The organism is Streptomyces vastus, assembly GCF_039532825.1.
GTDB lineage: Bacteria > Actinomycetota > Actinomycetes > Streptomycetales > Streptomycetaceae > Streptomyces > Streptomyces vastus.
Window position 1 is genome coordinate 145,152 of the sequence record NZ_BAAASJ010000060.1, and the last position, 20,499, is coordinate 165,650.

The 20,499-nt window shown below is 70.7% G+C and carries 21 protein-coding genes, 1 tRNA gene and 1 pseudogene; 12 read left to right on the plus strand and 11 right to left on the minus strand.

From position 1 onward, the window contains the following. Positions 1-53: 53 nt before the first annotated feature. The gene (locus ABD357_RS25355; RefSeq protein ID WP_344393187.1) at positions 54-821 is read right to left on the minus strand and encodes a DUF4097 family beta strand repeat-containing protein; all 768 of its coding nucleotides are present in this window, start codon (positions 819-821) and stop codon (positions 54-56) included. A gap of 230 nt (positions 822-1,051) precedes the next feature. Between ABD357_RS25355 and ABD357_RS25360 the strand changes: the two genes are divergently transcribed. Continuing rightward, positions 1,052-1,123: transfer RNA gene (locus ABD357_RS25360), tRNA-Val, on the plus strand. A 247-nt stretch (positions 1,124-1,370) separates the two neighbouring features. Continuing rightward, the gene (locus ABD357_RS25365) at positions 1,371-2,759 is read left to right on the plus strand and encodes a YyaL domain-containing protein (protein WP_344393188.1); all 1,389 of its coding nucleotides are present in this window, start codon (positions 1,371-1,373) and stop codon (positions 2,757-2,759) included. Positions 2,760-2,796: 37 nt separating this feature from the next. On the opposite strand, the gene ABD357_RS25370 is transcribed toward ABD357_RS25365, so the two are convergent. After that, complete coding sequence (locus ABD357_RS25370) at positions 2,797-3,141, minus strand: hypothetical protein (RefSeq protein ID WP_344393189.1); 345 nt, start codon at positions 3,139-3,141, stop codon at positions 2,797-2,799. A gap of 137 nt (positions 3,142-3,278) precedes the next feature. Here ABD357_RS25370 and ABD357_RS25375 point away from each other — a divergent pair. From ABD357_RS25375 to ABD357_RS25395, 5 genes and pseudogenes are all read left to right on the plus strand, one after another. Further along, a pseudogene (locus tag ABD357_RS25375) lies at positions 3,279-3,851 on the plus strand (GNAT family N-acetyltransferase). A gap of 53 nt (positions 3,852-3,904) precedes the next feature. Beyond that, positions 3,905-4,270: an ArsR/SmtB family transcription factor gene (locus ABD357_RS25380; RefSeq protein ID WP_344393191.1), complete on the plus strand. Its 366-nt coding sequence runs from the start codon at positions 3,905-3,907 to the stop codon at positions 4,268-4,270. Then, positions 4,270-4,755 (plus strand): SRPBCC family protein, encoded by a 486-nt coding sequence (locus ABD357_RS25385; RefSeq protein WP_344393192.1) that lies wholly within the window; start codon positions 4,270-4,272, stop codon positions 4,753-4,755. Before ABD357_RS25380 ends, ABD357_RS25385 begins: the two co-directional genes overlap by 1 nt. Before the next feature lie 177 nt (positions 4,756-4,932). Continuing rightward, positions 4,933-5,289 carry a YciI family protein gene (locus tag ABD357_RS25390; RefSeq protein ID WP_344393193.1) on the plus strand — a complete coding sequence of 119 codons (357 nt, stop codon included), beginning with the start codon at positions 4,933-4,935 and terminating at the stop codon, positions 5,287-5,289. 106 nt (positions 5,290-5,395) lie between these two features. After that, positions 5,396-5,629: a DUF2277 domain-containing protein gene (locus ABD357_RS25395; RefSeq protein WP_344393194.1), complete on the plus strand. Its 234-nt coding sequence runs from the start codon at positions 5,396-5,398 to the stop codon at positions 5,627-5,629. A gap of 52 nt (positions 5,630-5,681) precedes the next feature. Here ABD357_RS25395 and ABD357_RS25400 read toward each other — a convergent pair whose 3' ends face one another. From ABD357_RS25400 to ABD357_RS25420, 5 genes are all read right to left on the minus strand, one after another. Continuing rightward, a complete protein-coding gene (locus ABD357_RS25400; protein WP_344393195.1) occupies positions 5,682-6,299 on the minus strand; it encodes a DedA family protein in 618 nt (205 codons plus the stop codon). Positions 6,300-6,575: 276 nt separating this feature from the next. Beyond that, positions 6,576-7,028 (minus strand): DoxX family protein, encoded by a 453-nt coding sequence (locus tag ABD357_RS25405; protein WP_344393196.1) that lies wholly within the window; start codon positions 7,026-7,028, stop codon positions 6,576-6,578. Between the two features lie 87 nt (positions 7,029-7,115). Next, the gene (locus ABD357_RS25410; RefSeq protein WP_344393197.1) at positions 7,116-9,062 is read right to left on the minus strand and encodes an FAD/NAD(P)-binding protein; all 1,947 of its coding nucleotides are present in this window, start codon (positions 9,060-9,062) and stop codon (positions 7,116-7,118) included. A gap of 291 nt (positions 9,063-9,353) precedes the next feature. Beyond that, on the minus strand, positions 9,354-11,228 hold the full coding sequence (locus ABD357_RS25415) for an alkaline phosphatase D family protein (RefSeq protein WP_344393198.1): 1,875 nt from the start codon (positions 11,226-11,228) through the stop codon (positions 9,354-9,356). 90 nt (positions 11,229-11,318) lie between these two features. Further along, a complete protein-coding gene (locus tag ABD357_RS25420; protein WP_344393199.1) occupies positions 11,319-11,963 on the minus strand; it encodes an HNH endonuclease family protein in 645 nt (214 codons plus the stop codon). Between the two features lie 373 nt (positions 11,964-12,336). On the opposite strand from ABD357_RS25420, the gene ABD357_RS25425 reads away from it, so the two are divergent. Then, on the plus strand, positions 12,337-13,011 hold the full coding sequence (locus tag ABD357_RS25425) for an HAD family hydrolase (protein ID WP_344393200.1): 675 nt from the start codon (positions 12,337-12,339) through the stop codon (positions 13,009-13,011). 285 nt (positions 13,012-13,296) lie between these two features. On the opposite strand, the gene ABD357_RS25430 is transcribed toward ABD357_RS25425, so the two are convergent. Further along, positions 13,297-14,418 (minus strand): peptidoglycan-binding domain-containing protein, encoded by a 1,122-nt coding sequence (locus ABD357_RS25430; RefSeq protein WP_344393201.1) that lies wholly within the window; start codon positions 14,416-14,418, stop codon positions 13,297-13,299. Positions 14,419-14,880: 462 nt separating this feature from the next. Here ABD357_RS25430 and ABD357_RS25435 point away from each other — a divergent pair, with 462 nt between their 5' ends. Further along, positions 14,881-16,983: an MDR family MFS transporter gene (locus ABD357_RS25435; protein ID WP_344393203.1), complete on the plus strand. Its 2,103-nt coding sequence runs from the start codon at positions 14,881-14,883 to the stop codon at positions 16,981-16,983. Here the strand turns inward: ABD357_RS25435 and ABD357_RS25440 are convergent. Next, positions 16,980-17,519, minus strand: a complete 540-nt coding sequence (locus tag ABD357_RS25440) for a GNAT family N-acetyltransferase (protein WP_425584995.1) — start codon at positions 17,517-17,519, stop codon at positions 16,980-16,982. The genes ABD357_RS25435 and ABD357_RS25440 overlap by 4 nt on opposite strands. A gap of 133 nt (positions 17,520-17,652) precedes the next feature. On the opposite strand from ABD357_RS25440, the gene ABD357_RS25445 reads away from it, so the two are divergent. Together ABD357_RS25445 and ABD357_RS25450 are read left to right on the plus strand one after the other, a co-directional pair. Further along, positions 17,653-18,330 carry a hypothetical protein gene (locus ABD357_RS25445; RefSeq protein WP_344393207.1) on the plus strand — a complete coding sequence of 226 codons (678 nt, stop codon included), beginning with the start codon at positions 17,653-17,655 and terminating at the stop codon, positions 18,328-18,330. Positions 18,331-18,335: 5 nt separating this feature from the next. Continuing rightward, positions 18,336-18,641, plus strand: coding sequence for a hypothetical protein (locus ABD357_RS25450; protein ID WP_425585001.1), 306 nt, complete (start codon positions 18,336-18,338; stop codon positions 18,639-18,641). A 129-nt stretch (positions 18,642-18,770) separates the two neighbouring features. Here ABD357_RS25450 and ABD357_RS25455 read toward each other — a convergent pair whose 3' ends face one another. Then, positions 18,771-19,187, minus strand: coding sequence for a DnaJ family domain-containing protein (locus ABD357_RS25455; RefSeq protein ID WP_344393209.1), 417 nt, complete (start codon positions 19,185-19,187; stop codon positions 18,771-18,773). Positions 19,188-19,326: 139 nt separating this feature from the next. Between ABD357_RS25455 and ABD357_RS25460 the strand changes: the two genes are divergently transcribed. Continuing rightward, positions 19,327-19,722, plus strand: a complete 396-nt coding sequence (locus ABD357_RS25460) for a hypothetical protein (RefSeq protein ID WP_344393210.1) — start codon at positions 19,327-19,329, stop codon at positions 19,720-19,722. Positions 19,723-19,778: 56 nt separating this feature from the next. On the opposite strand, the gene ABD357_RS25465 is transcribed toward ABD357_RS25460, so the two are convergent. Next, entirely contained in the window at positions 19,779-20,450 is a 672-nt protein-coding gene (locus ABD357_RS25465; RefSeq protein WP_344393212.1) for an O-methyltransferase, read from the minus strand. Positions 20,451-20,499 lie beyond the last annotated feature (49 nt).

Genomic DNA, 20,499 nt, shown 5'->3' on the forward strand with positions numbered 1-20,499 from the left:
CCACCCTGCCCGGTGTCATTCTCCCACCAGGTAGGGACGAACACACGGCCCGGTTAGTTCGCCGTACGCACCGTGACTTTCCCGTCCCGTGTCTCGGCGGACACCTCGTGCGCGCTGCGCTCGTCGCGGGGCACGGAAACATCGACACCGCCGTCGCCGGTCTCGGTCCGCACGCGGTACGTCGCCTCCGCGGGCAGCTCGATGGTGACGGAGCCGTCCTGGCTGCGCGAGGCGACCCGGTCGGGTACGGCGGCGAGGCCGAGCCGCACGGAACCGTCCCGCGTGTGCACGTCCACGCGCCTGGAGCCGACGCCGGTCGCGGTGACCGAACCGTCACCGGTGCGCAGGGTCAGGGACCCGCTGGAGTCCTCGACGTGCACGGACCCGTCGCCCGTGCGGACATTCAGGGCCTCCTCGAAGCCGCTCGCCCGTACGCTGCCGTCCCCGTCCTTCACGGTGACCGCGATACCCCGCGGCACCTCGATCCGGTGCTTGGCAGCGCAGTCGGCGACCACGCCCGCGCACTTCATCCGCAGCGTGAGCTCGTCGTTCTCCATCGCCCAGGTCACCTTGGGGTCCCCGCCGAGGACGACGCTGCCCTGGAACCACCGGGTGACCTTCACCTCGTCGACATCGGCGGCGACCAGTTCGAGCGCGGAGTCGTCGGAGTCGACGGTCAGCGTGCGGCCCTCCAGCGCGAACGAACGGTGCTCGGGTTCCTCGTCGTCCCCCGCGCTGGCACCGCACCCGGCGGCGAACAGGGTGACGACGGCGACGGCCGCGGTGGCCACGGCGGCGGAACGGCGGATACGTACGGCCATGATGGGCTCCCCCTGGCGTCGGGCGCCCCGACCGTGGACTCCGTGGCCCTTTACGGCATGCCCGGGACGCTCTTCGACCGTACGGAGCGGGGGCTCAGGGTGGGATCCGGCCCACTCCCGGATCCCACCTGGGGAAAACCCCCGCATCACGCGAGACCGCGCCCCGATGCGGTGCCCGATACGTGTTTGCCGGGCACTGCCCCTGGCAAGGTAGGCTGTCGACTCGTCCGGGGTGCGTAGCTCAGGGGTAGAGCGCCTGCCTTACAAGCAGGATGTCGGCGGTTCGAAACCGTCCGCGCCCACGCGTTTGACCAGCCAGGATGCCCATCGGGCGCCTGGCTGGTTCTGTGTGCCGATCGTCTTGAAGACGTCAGATCTCTGCGCGACCCCGTTGCATGCCAGGTCAGCGTCGAGTCCACACCCCGGCGTCCCGTCCTGCACCTTCGCCCCAACGGGCACGCACGCCAAGGACGTTGACCTGCCCCGCACGTGCCAGCACAATGAGCGCGCAGTGTTGAGAGCGCTCTCAAGCTCGGCTCAGGGAGAACCATGACCGGCAGACAAACCCCGGCGTTCAGCCGGCGAACGCTCATCGGCGCCGGACTCGGTGCCGGTGCCGCGGTGTTCACCGTGGTCGGCTCCGGTGCGGCGCACGCCGCCGGAGACTCGGGCGGCGGGAGTTCCGCCCAGCGTCGGGGGCACGCCTTTCTCGCCGCCGCCATGGACTCCTATCCCGACCACGGCAGCACTCGCCTGACCCAGAGCTACACCGACCAGGCGGGTCTGTTCAGCACGGCGTTCACGTACGACAACGCCCTCGCGATCCTGGCCCACCTCGCGGTGCGTACCGCCGACGGCCGGGCCAGAGCCGTGGCGCTCGGCGACGCGTTGCTCTATGCCCAGGCCCACGATCCCGTGTACGACGACGGCAGGCTGCGCCAGGCCTACAACGTCGGGCCGTACACCTTCTTCGACGGTTCGAGGCAGCCGGACGGCTTCGTGCGGGCGGACGGCACCGCCAACGTCGGCACCCAGTTCGGGTTCACGGGTACGGCGGTGGGCGACATGGCCTGGGCGGGCATCGCGCTGAGCGCACTCGCCCGCCGGACCGGGGCCCGCCGCTTCCTCGACGGTGCGGTGCAGATCGGTACGTGGATCGAGCGGAACGGTCGTACCGACGAACCTCTCGGCGGCTACAAGTTCGGGGTCGACGGGGCGAACGAGAAGCTGCCGTTCACCTCGACCGAGCACAACACCGACCTGGTCTGCCTCTTCGGACGGCTCGCCCGGCTCACCGGGGACCGGGTGTGGCTGGAGCGGCGTGCGCGGGCCGAAGCCTTCGTCGAGAAGATGTGGGAGCCGTCCGGCGGCTTCTTCTACACCGGCACCAACGACGGCATCACGGTCAACAAGTCACCGATCCCCGAGGACACCCAGACCTGGACCCATCTCGCCCTCGGCTCCCGCAAGTACTCCCGGTCGCTGGACTGGGCCGCGGCCGAGCTGGCCGTCCTCGACCACGCCGACCGGCCCAACAGCACGGTGCCCGCGGGCCAGTCGTACGAGGGCGTCACCTTCAGCTCCGCCAGTCTCCTGGCGAACGAGGACGCCCCGATCGCCGAGTTCCAGCCCAAGCCCGACCGGAACGGTGTGTGGTTCGAGGGGACCGCCCATCTCGCGCTCGCCCTGCGGGACCGGCACGCTCCGGGTGACGAGGCGCGCGCCCGCCGGCTGATCGCCTCGATCGAACAGGCCCAGGACCTGCTCGGCGCCGGCCAGACCGTCGGCGACAAGGCGCTGCCCGAACGCTCCGGAGTCGTCTCGGCGAGCAGCCCGCTCGACACCGGATTCGGTTTCGGCTACTACCCGTACCGGCATGCGGGGGCGACCGCCTGGTACCTGCTGGCGGCGACGCGCACCAACCTCTTGCGAGCCTGAACACGGAGCCGCCGGCGACGGCTCGGCGGTCCTTGCCTCACGAGGGCCGCCCCTCCTCCGCCTCCCGTACGTGCTTCAGGTGCATCCTCGCGTCCACCCTCTCCGCGCCCGTGACCTCGGCCCAGAAGCGGTGGCAGGTCACGAAGACGGCCAGCTCCCGCTCGCGCTCGCGGAGCTTCTCCACCTCGGCCTGTTCGTCGGCGGTCCAGCCGGGCGAGGCGGGCAGTTCCACCTTGCGCCACCCGTGGTTGTCGCTGATGCCCTCCATGGGCTCGACCGACCAGGGGAGCCGCTTCAGCAGGGCCAGCAGCTCGGCCCGGACCTGATGCAGCTCCTCCTGACCGGCCAGGAGGTCACTCGGAAAGTCATAGGTCTCAGCCACGCGCCAATGCTACGCCTGTTCGAATTTGGGATGCGAGTTCCTTGGGGGACTTCACACGTACGGGTGTGACTCCATGTCGCTCCGTGCCGCCGAAGGCTGAGCGGCGGCGCCGCGTACGCCGTGGCATCGTGGGTTCCATGGCCATCGAGGTTCGTCCGGCTTCGGTCTTCGAAGATGTCCGCGCGCTGGTCGGGCCCTAGTCGCCCACGGCCAACGTCTGCTGGTGTCTGAGCTACCGGATCCCGTCCAAGCTCAACAACGAGCTTCGCGGACCGGCCCGCGGTGAGTACGTCGCCGAGTTGTGCCGAGCTGATCCGCCTCCGGGAGTGCTCGCTTACGACGGTGACGAGCCCGTCGGCTGGGCCGCCGTGGCGCCGCGCTCGGACACGGCCTTCGCGCGCAACCGCAAGATCCCGCACGTCGACGACCTGCCGGTCTGGTCGCTGTGGTGCATCCGCGTACGCCCCGGTCACCGGAAGCAGGGGATCTCGCATGCCCTCATAGCCGGCGCCGTCGAGTTCGCCCGCGCCCACGGTGCGCCGGTGATCGAGGCGTACCCACTCGACAACGGTGACGCCAAGGTCGACCTGACCATGGCTTACGCCGGGATCCGGAAGAACTTCGAACGCGCCGGGTTCGTCCACGCCGCCGACACCACCTCCGTGCTGGCCGGTCATCCCCGGGTCCTGATGCGGCTCGACCTGCGCTGACGAGTGCGTAACCCCCTTTACAAGGGCGGAGCTCCGGCCTAACGTACAACCAAATGGTTGTAGATGGGATGAGCGACGAGGCCGTGGACCGTCTGTTCCACGCACTGGCCGACGCCACGCGCCGCGACATCCTCCGCCGCTGCGTGCGGGGCGGGATGTCGGTGTCACGGCTGTCCGAGGCCTATCCGATGAGCTTCGCCGCGGTGCAGAAGCACGTCGCGGTGCTGGAGCGGGCCGGTCTTGTCACCAAGCAGCGCCGCGGCCGGGAGCAGCTCGTGCGTACCGACCCCGACGCGGTGGGCCGCGCGCGGCAGGCGCTCGACGAGCTCGAGACGGCCTGGCGGGGCAGAGTGGACAGGATGTCCCGCCTGCTCGCAGAGGATCCCGAGAAGAGCGACCCGACGGAAGGACCGGACTGATGACCGTCACGAGTGTGGACAAGGACCTCGACAACCTGACCCTCACCCTGATCGCCGACTTCTCCGCACCCGTCGAGCGGGTGTGGCAGCTGTGGGCCGACCCGCGGCAGCTGGAGCGCTGGTGGGGACCGCCGACCTATCCGGCGACCGTGGAGCAGCACGATCTGACCCCCGGCGGGGACGTCACCTACTTCATGACCAGCCCGGAGGGCGAGAAGCACTACGGCTGGTGGCGCGTCACCTCGGTCACTTCGCCGACGTCGCTGGAGTTCACCGACGGCTTCGCCGACCAGGACGGCAAGCCGAGCCCCGACCAGCCGACCATGAACGTGCGGGTGCAGCTCACCGAGCGCGAGGGAGGCACCCGGATGGAGATGCGCTCGACCTTCGACTCCCGGGAGCAGATGGAGCAGATGGTGAACATGGGCATGGTCGAGGGTCTGCAGGAGGCGGTCGGCCAGATCGACGGCATCCTCGCCGCCTGACGAGGCCGGCCCTGTTGCACCGGCCGGCCGTTGCCGTGACTCACGTCACACGGGGTCCTGGAAAATTCTCCCGGGTGGTTGTCGATCCTGCCGTCGCCCGCTCGACGCAGAGGTGAGAGGCGGGGAGAAGCTCCGTCCTTGTCGCCAAGACGACAACGAGATGATCGAGGAGTCACCATGCCGCGCTTTATGACGCTGGTCCGTATCGAGGAGAACGACGTCCCTGTCGAGGGCATGGGCCCGGAGTTCGGGGAGCGTATGGAGGCGCTGCTCGAGGAGATCACCAAGGCCGGGGTCATGCTGGACACGGCCGGGCTCCACCCGACCTCAGAGGGGACCCGGATCACCTGGTCCGGCGGCAAGTTCAGCCAGGTCGACGGGCCGTTCACCGAGACCAAGGAAGTGATCGGCGGCTACTCCGTCACCCAGTGCAAGGACAAGGCCGAGGCCATGGAGTGGGCCAAGCGCTTCCTCGAGATCCACCCGGCGGAGTTCACGGTCACCGTCGAGGTCCGCGAGATCGCCGAGGGCTGATCGGCTTGGGCTGAGAGCGGCGGTACGTCCCTACGGGTGTACCGCCGCTCCGGTTCCGACAGGCTTCCCGCCCATACGATCCCCGAGCACGCGCGAGACTGGACCCATGTGCCGAAGCATCAAGACTCTCCGTCCGCCCGTACTCCCCGAAGAGGCCACCGAGGAGGACATCCGGGCCGCTGCCCTTCAGTACGTCCGCAAGGTATCCGGGTTCCGGGCTCCGGCCGCTCACAACCGTGAGGTGTTCGACCGGGCGGTCGACGTGATCGCGGAGGCGACGGCCGAGCTGCTGGACGGGCTCGAGGTGCGGGGTCAGACGGCCGCGCGCCGGGCCGGCTGACCCCGTACGCAGCCCGCAGGTACCGGCCGTGTACGCCTCGGACGCGTAGCCCTCAGACGCCCGTGCCCGTCTCCGCCACCGGCCGCCGTATCAGGTACGCCGCTCCCGCTCCCGCACCGAACAGCGCGAGCAGCGAAACGCCCGTGGCGAGCCAGGTCGTGCCCAGCAGGTGGCCGCCGAAGTAGCCGAGGCCGACGCTGTACGCGGCCCACGCCAGGGCCGCGAGGATCGACCAGGGCAGGAACTCGCGGGTGCGGCGGTGGGCGGCGCCCGCGCCGAGCGAGACGAGTGAGCGGCCCGCGGGCGCGAAGCGGGCGATGACGACAAGGGCTCCGCCGCCGCGTGCGAGGGCCGCGCCGAGACGTTCCTGCGCACCGGTCAGGCGGCGGGAGCGGGCGAGGGCCCGGTCGAGGCGCTCGCCGCCGTGCCGGGCCAGCCGGTACGCGAGCAGGTCGCCGAGGACCGAGGCGGTGGCCGCGGAGAGGGCCAGCGGCAGGAGGTCCGGTACGTTCCCGGTCGCCGCGCCGGAGCCGGCCGCGGCCGCCGTCGCCGCCGCGATGACGAGGACTCCGCTCGGCAGCACCGGCACGAACACGTCGAACAGCACGGACAGGGCCACCACGGCGTAGATCCATGGGCTGCCGGTCAGCAGCCCCACACTCTCAAGCACCCGAACTCCCCTGTGTCTCCCCCGTAGGCCCGAACGTGCCGAGAACCGCGGTGTCGCGGGGGAGCGGCAGGTGCGGCCTGTGACAGCCATACAGCGTACGCCGGGGGTTGGAGAGGAGATCCACAGGGGGCACGCGTGATCGCTACACCACGTTCACCCGGCCGCCACGGTGCCGTTCGGTCGGGCGGCCTGATACGACGACGGCGCCCGCCCCCGGTGCGACAGGGGCGGGTGCCGTTTTCCGTACGCCTTGCATGCGGTACGCCGGTTCGGGCGTCAGGCCGCGACAGGCTCCGAGCTGCGCCGGTCCGCCGTGGACGACGACGTGCGCCGCGAGAAGAGCCGGTCGAGGCCGAGTGCGCCCGAGCCGGTGAAGACCAGCAGGAACATCGACCAGCAGAACATGGCCGCGCCTTCACCCTGGTTCTCGATCGGCCAGAGCGCCTGCGGCTGGTGGACCTTGAAGTACGCGTAGGCCATGGCGCCCGAGGCGATGAACGCCGCGAACCGGGTGCCGAGGCCGAACAGGACCAGGCTGCCGCCTACGAGCTCGATGACGGCCGCGTATCCGTTCGGCCAGGTGGTCGGCTCGACGGTGCCGCCCTTGCCGTCGGCGCCGCCGAACTCGCCGAAGAGCGACATGACTCCGTGGCAGGCGAAGAGCAGACCGATGACGATGCGGAACAGGCCGATGGCGTACGGCTGGGCGCTGTTTAAGCGTCCGGTCATGGTGGGGGAACTCCTTCGGTCTGGTGCGATCCCGAAGGGACCGCTGTTGGGGACGTAAACCGAGCGAGTGATCGATTTTAGGCTAGCCTAATCGATTGTTGCTAGTTCAACATTTGGCCGGATTTTCGAAGCCTCTTCCGGCGTCGCCGCAGGTGAGGCCATGCGCAGCACTGCCCGCGCCACCGAGTCCGTGTCCGAGAGTGTGACCGAGTCCACCCCCGGCCTGACCCCCGCTGCGGTCACCCAGTGCACACCCTCCGTGGGCACGCCCAGCGCGAACCGCCGGGGGTGTGCGCGCCCCCGGCGGTCGATCAGACGGTATGGGCGCGGTGTTACGTCCAGCCCTCCGGTTTCGTAACCGTCCACCGTGTGCGGCCGGCACTCGCCGGTCTTCAGCAGCCGGGCGAGCAAGTCGTCGGCGGTCCGCCGCAGTTCCGGTTCCGGCAGCCGTGCCTCGACGAGGGTGGTGACCCGGACCGTCGAGTCAGGAACGTCGGGGGAGTGCGCCACCCACGCCCCGTCCTCGGCCCGCACCTCCAGACGCGGGCCGAGCACCTCCAGGACGCCCGCCTCGATCAGCGCGATCATCTCCTCGATACGGCGCCGGGGCGGCCCGATCGACAGGAACGCGTTGAGCGGCGTGTACCAGCGGTCCAGGTGCTCCCGCCGCGAGGTGCCCGCAAGCCCGCCGTGGTCGACGATCAGCCGCACCTCGTTGCGCAGGTCGCGCAGTACGTCGAGGGCCGCCTTGAGAGGGCCGTCGACATTGCCGAGCGCCGCCTGTTCGGCGTCCTCGTGCAGATATCCGAGCAGCCAACTCCGGAAACTCGCCGGGCTGTTGAAGACCTGCCCCGCGTACGGGCGCGAAATGCGGTCCCAGGACCAGCGGTCGGCCTCCGCGATGCCGAACTCGTCGAGGAGCAGGGCCTCTTGGGGATCGCGGTGGTCAATGGCGAGAAAACGCTCACGGAAGCCCCGTACCGTCGCCGCATCGTCCGCTGCTGCCGTGCTGCCCCGCCCCAACAGCGCTTCGTAGTAGACCGTTTCGACCTCCTTCGCGACCAACGGCCATATCTCCGCGAGGAAGTCGGGCGCGTCACCGGAGTCCGCGCGCTTGCGGAAGGCGGAGATGACGTCCGGAGTGAGGACGAGCGGGAGGTGACGGCCGTACGGGCCCTTCGCGTTGTCGCCGCGGGCCTGGTAGGGGATGCCGCGCCGGGAACCCGCGTACAGGCGCGGCTCACGGCCCGACGCCGCATAACGCAGGCCACCTTGCGCCGTGCGGAGGAAACGGCCGCCGCGGGCCGTCGTCAACAGCGCCATGTGGTCGAAGAAGTTGAGGCCCAGGCCGCGCAGCAGGACGGGTTCGCCGGGGGCGAGCGAGGAGAGGTCGAGGTCGGCCGGGTTGGCGGGCGGGACATGGCGCAGGCCGTGGCGGTCGGCGTACTCGGCGAGGCGTTGCTGTGTCCGGTCCGCGACGGTCGGCAGGTGGCCCTGGGCGAGGACCACGGTGGTGAGGTCGCGCAGGGTGCGGCCGTTGTCGAGTACGAGTCGCTGGTGGCCGTCGGGCGCGTCGTCGAGCCGTGTCGCACGGGCCCGGTGTGTCTCTATTCGGACCGAGGCCGGTGCCCCGCGCACGACTTCGGCGAAGACCCATTCCAGATACTGCCCGTACTGGGCACGGGTCGGGTACTCGTCCGGGTCCAGCTCGCCGCCGGCCCAGTCGTGCAGGCTCGGGCCGGGGCGGATCGGGCCCGAGCAGTCCACGCTGTCGTCGGTGAAGAGGGTCACCTGGGAGGACACGGTGTTCATCAGCAGCTCGGCCGGCTGGTCGGTCCGCCAGACGCGCCCCGGACCCGGCGGCGAGGGGTCGACGACGTGGACCGTCAGACGCGCCCCGGGCGCCAGCAGTTCGGGTGCGGAGGCGCAGAGGCGTTCCAGCACGCTGGTGCCGCGCGGGCCTGCGCCCACCAGGGCAACGGAGACCTCGGTGGACTCGGCGCTCGCCGGTGGTTCCGCGGTCGTTGCAGACAAAAGTGTGACTCCCGGGCATCTGGGGCGCTGAGCGGCAAACCGCCCGCTGGAAGCGGACGGTCCGCATCATCATGCCGTCGTACGCCACGGGATCCGAGCCCCTGAGCGGATCATCGGCGCCCGGTGTGGGATGCCTCACGAGCATCAGGGGCAACGGGCGAGATAGGGGGGCAACGTACGCGATACACGTATGCACTTGGCGGATTGGGCGTGTTCGCGCACGCGGAATGTGCGGGGAGTTGTGTGAGGTTACGAGGCTGCGGGGTGCGTCGCGGGCACTGCGGACCGAGGCTATGGGGTGAGCTCGGATTCGACGACCGTCCGCAGTCGGGCGCCGCCGCCCTTCTCCGCCCGTGCCTGGTCGAGCCGCAGTCGTGCCGAGCGGCCGCGCAGGGTCAGCGTCATCAGCTGGTTGCCGAACCAGGGACCGCCCGTTCTGCGCCAGTCGATCGGCGGGCGCGGGACGCCGCCGTGTCCCGCGAAGCGGCGGCCGAGGGCACGGCCCACTCTGCTCCAGCCGAAGTGGAAGCCGAGTTTGATGGACATCGGGATGGAGTTGTGGACGGGGGAGCAGGTCAGTTGCAGCACCCGCGCGTCGGGCGCCGAGGCGCCCTGAGGCCACGAGGGTTCGGCGATGTACGCGTGGTGCACATCCCCGGACAGCACGCACACCGTCGCCGGGGCCTCGGGCCCCGACCCGACCTCGGCGATGAGCGAGGCCAGCGCGTCGAACGACGCCGGAAACGCCGACCAGTGCTCCAGATCGGCCCGCCGCCGCAGATCCTCCCCGAACCGCGCCCACCGGGGCCCCCGCTCCCCCCGGCACAACGCGGCGTTCCACGCCTCGGCGTCGTGCACGAGATGGGGGAGAAGCCAGGGCAGTGACGTACCGATGAGGAGGTGGTCGTAGGGGGTGCGGGCGGTGGCGGCGTGGCCTTCGGCCGACCGCGCCGGGGCGCCGTCCGGCTCGCCGCCCGTGCCGCCGTCGGCCGGCCGGGCCGAGGCCTCCGCCTTGCCCGGGCCACCTTGGGCCGCCGCGGCAGGTGACGGCGCGCCCGGTGCCGTACGCGCCTCGTCGCTCGCGCCGGATGCGGCGACGACGGTGTCCGGCCTGCCGCCCGCGGCCCCCGCGGCACCAGCTCCCCGCCCCTCCAACACCTGCTCCCGCAGCCACGCATGCTCGCTGGGCGCGAGCATCGCCCGGTCGTTCTCGTCGAGGACACGCGCCGCGCGCGTATCGATCATCAGCAGGCGTACGCGGCCGAAGTCGCGGCGGTAGCTCCAGCGGACCGAGGTGGGGTTCGCGTCGGCCTCGGCGGCGAAGGTGCGGAGCACGTCCGTGCCGTCCGGGACGGCGCGTACGGCCGCGTACAGGGGGTCGGCGGCGAGGCGTTCGGGCGGGAGATTGCCGAGGTGCTGGTGGACCCAGTACGACATCAGGCCGCTCAGCAGGCGCTCGCGCCACCAGGGCGTGGCCCGCATGTCGGCGAGCCAGGCGGCGCTCGTGTTCCAGTCGTCGATGACGTCGTGGTCGTCGAAGATCATGCAACTGGGCACCGTGGACAGCAGCCAGCGGACCTCGGGATCGAGCCACGATTCGTAGTAGAGGCGGGTGTACTCCTCGTAGTCCGCGACCTCGTTGCCCGGCGGATCCTTGAGATCGCGGCGGGCCGCCAGCCAGCGGCGGGTGGCATTGGAGGTCTCGTCCGCGTACACCTGGTCGCCCAACAGCACCAGTACGTCGGGCCGTTCGGCCCCCGGATCCGAGGCGAGGCGTGCGGCCAGCGTGTCCAGCGCGTCCGGGCCCACCGGGTCCTTCTCGTCGGCGGGCGGAGCGGCCCAGCGACAGGAACCGAAGGCCACCCGCACCGGCGCCTGTTCGTAGGCCGGGGCGTCGATGAGCGAGGGCGGGAAGGGCGAGCCGGGCAGCGGCCACACGGTCGTACCGTCGAGCCGCACCTCGTACGCGGTCGACGTGCCCGGTGTCAGCCCGGTCACCGGGATCAGGGCGTAGTGATGGCCCGCGACCTGGAAGGTGCGGCTCTCGCCGCCGGCGCCGTCAGCGCAGCGCACCTCGGCGATGCACGGACGGCTCGCCTCGACCCAGACGGTCGCGGACGAGCCGTCGACGTACCTCAGCAGTGGTCCCAGCCGCAGCCTCGCCACGTGATCACCCTCCTCCGTCGCCCCGTACGGTACGGAACGACGGAGGTCAATGGCGAGGTTCCGGGTGGAGGTTCTCGGACTGCGGACGACTCAGCAGCCGTTGAGCACGGAGGTCAGCTTGCTCTTCTCGGCGGAGTCGACGGAGAGGTCGTAGTAGTACTTCACCTGGACCCAGGCGCGTACGTAGGTGCAGGCGTACGAGCTGACCGACGGCATCCACTGCGCCGGGTCCTGGTCGCCCTTCGCCTGGTTCACGTTGTCCGTGACCGCGATGAGCTGGGGGCGGGTCAGGTCGTTGGCGAAGGACTGGCGCCGTGAGGTGGTCCAGCTGTCGGCGCCGGAGTCCCAGGCCTCGGCGAGCGGGACGAGGTGGTCGATGTCGACGTCGGAGGCGGCGCGCCAGGTGGCGCCGTCGTAGACGGAGTACCAACTGCCGCTGGTCGCGGCGCAGGAGGAGTCCTGCACGACGTTCGTGCCGTCGCGCTTCAGGACGACCTCACGGGTGTTGCAGGTGCCGGACTGGGTGATCCAGTGCGGGAAGAGGTCGCGGTTGTAGCCGGTGCGGTCCTCGTTCGCCACGGTGAGCTGGGACAGGTAGGAGCGGGCGGTGGCGGCGCTCACGGGGGTGGGCAGGGCGGCGGAGGCGGTCGGACCGTTGAACAGCCCGACCAGGGCTATCAATCCGCCTGCGGCGGCCAGTATGCTGAGCCGTCGACGCGCGTAGACCTTCGGCATGCGAACTCCCTTAGGGGGGTGGGAAGTTGACGGTGCGTGCGAATGCTTGCGGTGCCGCGTTTCGGGGAGATGTGCGCCGGGTGAGAATCTAATGTCGTGACCATGACATAACAAGGGGTACGGTGCCGGGGCGGCGGAGCTTTGGGCTCGTGCATGCCTTTGTTGGGCTTTTGGCCGGCCCTTGGTTACGCGAAGTTCTGTGAAACCGGGTCCTCTGGGTGGTGGCGGGATTGCCCATCGGTTTTGTACCGTGGAGGAACAAAGTGGTTCCCGCCCGCTCTCCCTGACCGGTGGGCGGGGCCACCTTGTCCTGGGGGCACCGTGTCCCGGGGCCCTCGGCCCCCTCTCTCACGCTTTTCCCACGCTTTGGAGCATGCCGATGACGGCCACGACCGTGCTGACCGCCCGTGCCCTGCTGCTGGACATGGACGGCACCCTCGTCAACTCCGATGCCGTCGTCGAACGCGTCTGGCATCGGTGGGCCGAGCGGAACGGGCTGGACGGGGACGAGGTCATGAAGGTCGTTCACGGCCGGCAGGGGCATGCTTCGATGGCTCTGCTGCTGCCTCATCGGCCCATGGAGAAGAACATCGCGGACAACGAGCGCATGCTGGCCGAGGAGACGGCCGACTTGGAGGGCGTCGTCGCGATTCCCGGGGCCGCTGAACTCCTCGCCTCACTGCGGGGGTTGGGGTTGCCGCATGCACTGGTGACTTCTGCGGACGTGCCGCTGTCGACCGCACGGATGGCTGCCGCCGGGCTTCCGCTGCCCGACGTTCGGGTCACCGCCGAGTCCGTCGGGGCCAGCAAGCCCGATCCTGAGGGGTTTTTGAAGGGGGCGGCCGAGTTGGGGATCGCGCCTTCCGAGTGTGTGGTGTTCGAGGACTCGGGGGCGGGGATCGCGGCGGGGCGCTCCGCGGGGATGCGGGTTGTGGGGATCGGGGAGCGGGCCGGTTTTCATCGGCCTGATGTGGTGGTGCGGGACCTCACGCAGGTGCGGGTGGAGGCTTCGGGCGCCGGGGGGATTCGGGTGCTTGTGGGCGCGTGAGGGCTCGGCTGGGCGGTGGGTTGGCGGCTGCGGGGTCGTCGTTGTGGCTGGTCACTCCCCACACCCGGCTCTCCCCACTCTCGGCTTCGCTCGAGCGTGGGGGGACCGCCATGAGTGGGGGATCGCCATCGTGGCGGGCCTGACGGGCCGACGCTGCCGGATCACGGTATGTGATCGCCGGAATGTGACAGTCTCCTGCACGAGTGTCACATTCCGGCGACCGACCACCTGGCCGGGGAGCCGCTCGGCAACGGCTTCTTGACACAGCTCCAGGCCCCGTGACGCCTACGGTTCGTCCGTTTCCGACTCCAGGCGTTCTCGTGTTGGCTCGCCGTATATGCCCAGTTCGTCGTCGACGCCTCGGGAGCCCTGGAAGCTTCGTACGGAGTTCTCCGTCTGGTCGTCGTACGTGCCTGTGGTGGGACCTGCGTAGAGGAAGAGCTGGCGTAGGCGGAGTTGGAGCTCTGTGACCTCGTCGCCGGAGTCGCCGGGGCGCAGGACCTGCGGGTTGCGGCGCTCGCCTCCGCCGGAGCCGGGCGGTGCCGAGTCGGCGGGCGGCTCGGTCGACGGTGGGCGGGTCGAGGGGGTCTCGCGGGGCGGGGTGGGCTCGGCCGTGGGCTCCTGGGTCGGCGGGGACGTGCTCGGGGTGGCTGGTTCGGACGGCTCGGTCGGTGGGGCCGATGGGGCCGGCTGGGCCGGCGGAGTCGTCTTCGACGGAGACGAGGACGACGGCTCCGGCGAGACCGCGTCCGGGATGCTCGCGCGCATGTCGCCCGGGCCCGCGCTGTCCCGCGACGGCGTGTCGTACGAGAACAGTCCGCTTGCGAACCCGGCGGCAGTCATCACCACAGCGCCGACCGCGGTACCGACGAGGGCGAGCCGTCGCCGACGGCCGCGCCTGCGAGTGGGCTGCTCAGGCTCGGGCAGGGGCAGGGGGCCGGTTACAGGGTCCGGGCCGGGGGCCTGTGCGTCGAACCGGTGGAGGTCCGTCAGATGGAGGTCGGCCGTCGGGGCGTCGTCGGGCGAAGGGGCCCGGGAGGCCGGAGGCGGGGCGGCCGGGGGCGGGGCCTGGCCCGCCGGAGAGGAGCCCGGCATCGACGGCGGCTCGGACCGGTGCTGGACCGCGGGCGGTCCGGACCGGCGCTGTTCTGCGGGGGGACCGGGCGGACCCGGCGGCCCCGCGGGCGCGCTCGCCCCGGCCGGTGCATCGCCCGCCTTCGAGGGCATGTGCTCGACGAACGGGTCGCCCGCCCCCGACGACATGGGCTCGGCCAGCGGATCGGCCGCCCCCGAGCCCCCGGGCTCGCCAAGCGCGTCACCCGCCCCCGACGACGTGGGCTCGGCCAGCGGATCGGCCGCCCCCGAGCCCCCGGGCTCGCCAAGCGCGTCACCCGCCCCCGAGGACATCGGCTCGACCAGGGCGTCAGCGGCCTCCGAGGACCCGAGCCCGCCTAACAACCCCGGTGGCCCGACGCCCGAGCCGCCCTCCACGTCGACCTCGAACTCGTCCGCGTCCAGATCCACATAGGGCCGTATGCGCAACGGATCGAAGTCCTCCGCCGCGGCAGCCTCCGCGGAGCGGGTCTCCAGGAGTTCGTCCGCCGCCCGCTGAGCGCATGCGCACGACGGCGCGCCTCCCGGCTCACGCGGTGTCCCGCATTCCGGGCAGACGTACACACTCCGGCCACTCACGTATGGATCCCTCCCGTAACGAACTTCAGCGATTACGCAGACCTCCTCCACACCATCTCCCAGTTACCACCGGAATTTCGAACTCCTCTCTGGATTCAACGGGCCATAACCGGTCACACCGACCAGAATGCGAAGGACAACGGGGACCCGAGGGACCCTCGCGGCCGGGAGGTCTGCATGGCCGAGGAAGCGCACCGTACGAACGCCCACGAGACGGCGGACGGGGACCACCCGCCACCGCCCCGTGACCACACACACGGCGCCCCCGGTGAGGAATACGTACGGGGAGGCGTCCTCGTCTCGATCGGCGCCCTGCTGCTGGGCATGCTGCTCGCGGCGCTGGACCAGACGATCGTCTCCACCGCGCTGCCGACCATCGTCAGCGAACTCGGCGGCCTGGACCATCTGTCCTGGGTGGTCACGGCGTATCTGCTCGCCGCCACCGCCGCCACCCCGCTCTGGGGCAAGCTCGGTGACCAGTACGGCCGCAAAAAGCTGTTCCAGACGGCGATTGTGATCTTTCTCATCGGCTCCGCGCTCTGCGGAATGGCGCAGAACATGCCCCAGTTGATCGGCTTCCGGGCGCTCCAGGGCCTCGGCGGCGGCGGGTTGATGGTGCTGTCGATGGCGATCGTCGGCGACCTCGTCCCGTCGCGCGAACGGGGCAAGTACCAGGGCCTGTTCGGTGCCGTCTTCGGCGCGACCAGCGTGCTCGGCCCGCTGCTCGGCGGGCTGTTCACCGAGCATCTGAGCTGGCGCTGGGTCTTCTACGTCAACCTCCCCGTCGGCGTGGTCGCGCTCGCCGTCATCGCCACCGTCCTGCGCATCCCCGTCCGGACCACGCGGCACACGATCGACTATCTCGGTACGTTCCTGATCGCGGCCGTCGCCACCTGCCTCGTCCTTGTCGCCTCGCTCGGCGGCACCACCTGGGGCTGGGCCTCACCGCTGATCATCGGCCTCGCGGTGCTCGCCGTCGTGCTGGGCGCGGCCTTCGTGCACGTCGAACGGAAGGCCGCCGAGCCTGTACTCCCCCTGAAACTCTTCGGCATCCGCACCTTCACCCTCTCCGCCGTGATCAGCCTGATCGTGGGCTTCGCGATGTTCGGCGCGATGACGTACCTGCCGACGTTCCTGCAGGTCGTCCGGGGCGTCTCGCCCACCATGTCCGGCGTGCACATGCTGCCGATGGTGGCCGGTCTGCTGCTCGCCTCGACGGTGTCGGGCCAGATCGTCAGCCGGACCGGCCGCTGGAAGGTGTTCCCGATCGCGGGCACGGGCGTCACCACGCTCGGCCTGCTGCTGCTCCATCAGCTCGACGAGAGCAGCTCCACGTTCGAGATGAGCGCGTACTTCGCCGTGTTCGGCCTCGGCCTCGGCCTGGTCATGCAGGTTCTGGTGCTGATCGTGCAGAACGCCGTCTCGTACGAGGATCTCGGCGTCGCCACCTCCGGTGCCACCTTCTTCCGGTCCATCGGCGCCTCGTTCGGCGTCGCCATCTTCGGCACGATCTTCGCGAGCCGCCTCGCCGACAAGCTGACGGCCGCGCTCGGCGGGCAGCCGCTGCCGCCCGGTATCGGCCCGGAGAGCCTCGAGAGCGATCCGCGCGGCATCGCCGAACTCCCTTCCGCGCTGCGCCTGTCGGCGGTGCAGGCGTACGCCTCGGCGATCACGGACGTCTTCCTGTACGCGGCTCCCGTCGCTGTACTCGGCTTCGTACTGGCCTGGTTCCTGCGCGAGGACAAGCTGCGGGGCTCGGTGACGGTGCCCGACGCCACGGAGACGCTGGCCAGCAATCCGGTGGAGCGCTCCTCGTACGACGAGGTGTGCCGCGCGCTGTCCGTGCTCGGCACACGCGAGGGGCGGCGCGCGATCTACGAGAAGATCACCGCCCGCGCCGGTTACGACCTGCTGCCTGCCGCAAGTTGGCTGCTGCTGCGCATCCGGCGCTACGGCTGGGCCGAGCCCGGCGTCCTCGCCGAACACAGCGCCGTCCCGCTGCACGTCATCATGGACGCGTCCCGTCAGGTCGAGGAACGCCGCCTGGCCCTGCGCGAGGGCCTCGACCTCGTCCTCACCGCCGAGGGCTGCGAGGTCGCCGACAAACTCGCCAAGGCCCGCGAGGAGTCCCTCGCCGAACTGCTCGGCGACTGGTGGACCCCGGACCGCCCCACCGACCTGGCCCAGCTCATCAAGGAACTGAACGCGGAAATGTGCGGCTCGGACGCGGAACGCCCACACGAGCGGGGGGCTCCGGGGCCGTTGGGCAGGGCGGTCTAACCAACCAGCTCCTTGGTGAACCAGTGCTCGGCGTACTCCTCGTCGTTGTACCGCTCGATCTCCACGTAGCCGTGCCGCGCGTACATTGCGCGGGCCTCGACGAGGTCGTTGCGAGTGTCGAGCACGAGCCGCTCGACGCCGAGCCCGCACGCCGCCTCCTCGGCCGCCGCGAGCAGCACGGCACCGCCGCCCTTGCCGCGCATTTCCTTCCGTATGAACATCCGCTTGAGCTCGCCCGTGCCGGCGACGGGGGTCCCTCCGCGCATGAGCAGGCGCACGCCCACCGTGCCGGCCGGCTCGCCGTCGTAGCGGGCGAGAAGTAACACCCCGGTGGGCGGGGCGAGTTCGGCCCCGGTCTCGGCGGCGATCTCGCGCTCCAGCTCGGCCGGGTCGGTGGCGTGCCCCTGGTGGAGCAGATACCAGCGGTCGCTGACCTCCGTGTAGTACGCCCGCCAGAGGGCAGCCGCGGCGGGCGAGTCGAAGGGCTCGGGGGCGACGCTCCAGGACGTCTCGGTACGAGTGCTCATGGCGGGCATTGTCCGTACGTACGGTCCGCCGTCCCAAGCCAATTACCGGAGCCCCTGCCGACGGCCGAGTCGTTTGGCCGGCGTTCTGAGGGCAACTCGGGCAGGGAGCCGGCCCCAACGGGCCGTAACCGGAAGGTATTCCATGTCCACAGGCGTGATCATCGTTCTGATCGTGGTCGCGGCGATCATCATCGGCGCGGCCGTCTGGCTCGCCATGCCCCGCGGAGCGGGCGGCGGGCGCAATCTGCGGCGGCGCTTCGGGCCCGAGTACGACCAGGCCGTCGCCCAGCACGACGGCGACGCCAAGGCCGCCGAACGCGAGCTTGCGGACCGTGTGAAGCGGCACGGTTCGCTGCGCAGGCAGCCGCTGGAGCCCGAGGCGCGGGAGCGGTACGAGGCGCGCTGGGCCGCCGCCCAGGAGCGGTTCGTCGACTCGCCACGGGAGGCCGTGGCCGAGGCGGACCGGCTGCTCGGCGAACTGGCCGGCGCCCGCGGTTTCCCCGACGGCGACCGCTACGACGAGCAGCTCGCCGCGCTCTCCGTGCACCACGGACACCACGTCCACGGCTACCGGCGCATCCACCGGGCCGCACACGCGCCCCTCGCCGACGGCGACGAGAGCCGCACCGGTACGGAGGAACTCCGCGAGGCCATGATCGAGGGCCGCGCCCTCTTCGAGGACCTGGTGGCACCGGTCCGCGAGGACACAAGGCACCACCGCGCGGCCGACGAGCCCGCCCCCACCCGCTCGAACCGCCTCGGCGAACGCCTGCACACACCGTGGGCGTTCAACAGGCGCCACCACGCGAAGGGGAGTTGAGGCGAATGACTGACAACCCGGCAATTGGCGTCTCCGGCGGTCGCCTGATGTCCCACGACGAGGCCGACAAGTGGACCCTGCGCCTCCAGCACGCGGTCACCGGCTTCGTCGACGGCCCGCAGGAGTCCCTCGAAGAGGCAGACCAGGTCCTGGAGGAGGTGGCGGCCCGCTTCACGGAAGCCGTCACCCAACGCCGCCGCACCCTGCGAACGTCCTGGCAGGCGACGGGCGACGACAAGGCCGACACCGAGCAACTACGGCTGGCCCTACGCGACTACCGAGAGCTGGCGGAACGCCTACTGCGCATCTGAACTCCCGCACACCGCAAGCCCCGCGCCTCTTCAGAGGCGCGGGGCTTGCGGTGTGCGGCTCCGCCGCGATGGGGGTCCCCCCGCTCGAGCGAAGCCGAGAGTGGGGGAGCGACCGACGAACCCGCAGCTTCAATCCGCACTCCCGGCGGAGCGACGCTCCCGCCAGTCCCGTACGACCGCCTCGACATCGTACGGCTTGAGCCCCAACGGCGGCCCCGGCGGCGGCTTGAACATCACCTCACGGATCTTCACGTTGATCGACGTGATGATCTCCCGGACCACCCGCTCGGAAGGGGCGTCCAACGCCCGCGCCACCGCATCCTCCGCCTCCTTGCGCAACGCCAGCGTCGGCGGCAGCACGGACAGCCCCTCGCGAGCCATCTTCTGCTTGATCCACCACAACTCGTCGTACGAGGTGTCGTTGCCGCCAGGCAGTGGCTTCCCCGCGCCGGGGAGGTGATCGAACTCCCCACGCGCCTCCGCCTCGCGGATCTGCTTGTCGACCCAGGACTCGAAGCTGACCCCGGGAGGTTTTCGCTCGGTCATGCGTCAAGTGTGCCGGACGGCATGTCACCCGGGCGATCTATCATTCGGCCGCAACACGTCGCCGGAGCGCGGGGCCCGACCCGGCCCTGTCATGCTCCGGCGCCGAACCACTGGATTTGCGGGAACCGAAGGAGCGCACGTGCTCGAACTCACCATGGCCACGGTGTCGGAGGCGGACGCGGGTGCGACGGCCGGGATGCAGATGGCCGACTCGCCCAGCGAACCGGGTGCCGTGCTGCGGGTGGGGCGGGACCGGGGCTTCTGCCGCCTCGCGACGCCCGACGACTGGCTGTTCGTCTCGCGGGTGCACCTGGAGTTCCTGTGCGGGCCCGACGAGACGTGGCAGGTGACGTGGCTGCGGGGCTCGCACGCCGATCCCTCGTCCGAGGTGCGGCTCGTGCTGGTAGGCGGGACCCCGCAGCCCCTGCCGTACGGCGGGACGGCGAAGCTGCCCCGGAACGGTTCCGGCGAACTGATCATCCGGGACCGCACCGCCCCGCGCAGCGTGAACGTGGGCTTCTACCACGAGGCGTGAGGCCACGAGGCTGAGGCCAAGAAGCCTGTGGCCAGGCGCCGACGAGGGCAGCAGGCCTACGGCAGTACGCGCGCCAGCGCAAACCCGTCGTACCCCTTCACACCCACCGTCTGGATCGCCGTGGCGTCCAGCTTCGGGTGGGAGGCGAAGAGTTCGAGGGCCGCGCGGGTGCCTCGAATCGTCGGGTCGTCGGTGGTGGCGTCGGTGACGGCGCCGCCGCGTACGACGTTGTCGAGGACGATCAGGCTGCCGGGGCGGGTGAGTCTGACGGCCCACTCGACGTAGTGCGGGTTGTTCACCTTGTCCGCGTCGATGAAGACCAGGTCGAACGGAGCGGGGTCCTCGTCGGCCAGTTTCGGCAGCGAGTCCAGGGCGGGGCCCACCCGCACCTCGGTGATCTTGTCGAGGCCGGCCCGGGCGAGGTTGCGGCGGGCCACCTCCGCGTGCTTCTCGGCGTACTCGAGGCTGATCAGGCGCCCGTCCGCCGGAAGGGCGCGGCCCAGCCAGATGGTGCTGTAGCCGCCGAGGGTGCCGATCTCCAGGATGCGGCGGGCCCCCTGGATCGCGGCGAGGAGGTGGAGCAGCTTGCCGTGGGTCGGGGCGACATTGATGTGCGGCAGGCCGGCGGCGTCGCTGTCGCGCAGTGCGGCGGACAGGGCGTCGTCGGGCGGGGCGAGGAGCGCGGTGAGGTAGTCGTCCACGTCGTTCCAGAGCCGTGGCTCGGTCATGCACCATGCCTTTCGTCTGCCTAGTTAGAGGAGCTAACTAGTTCTACGT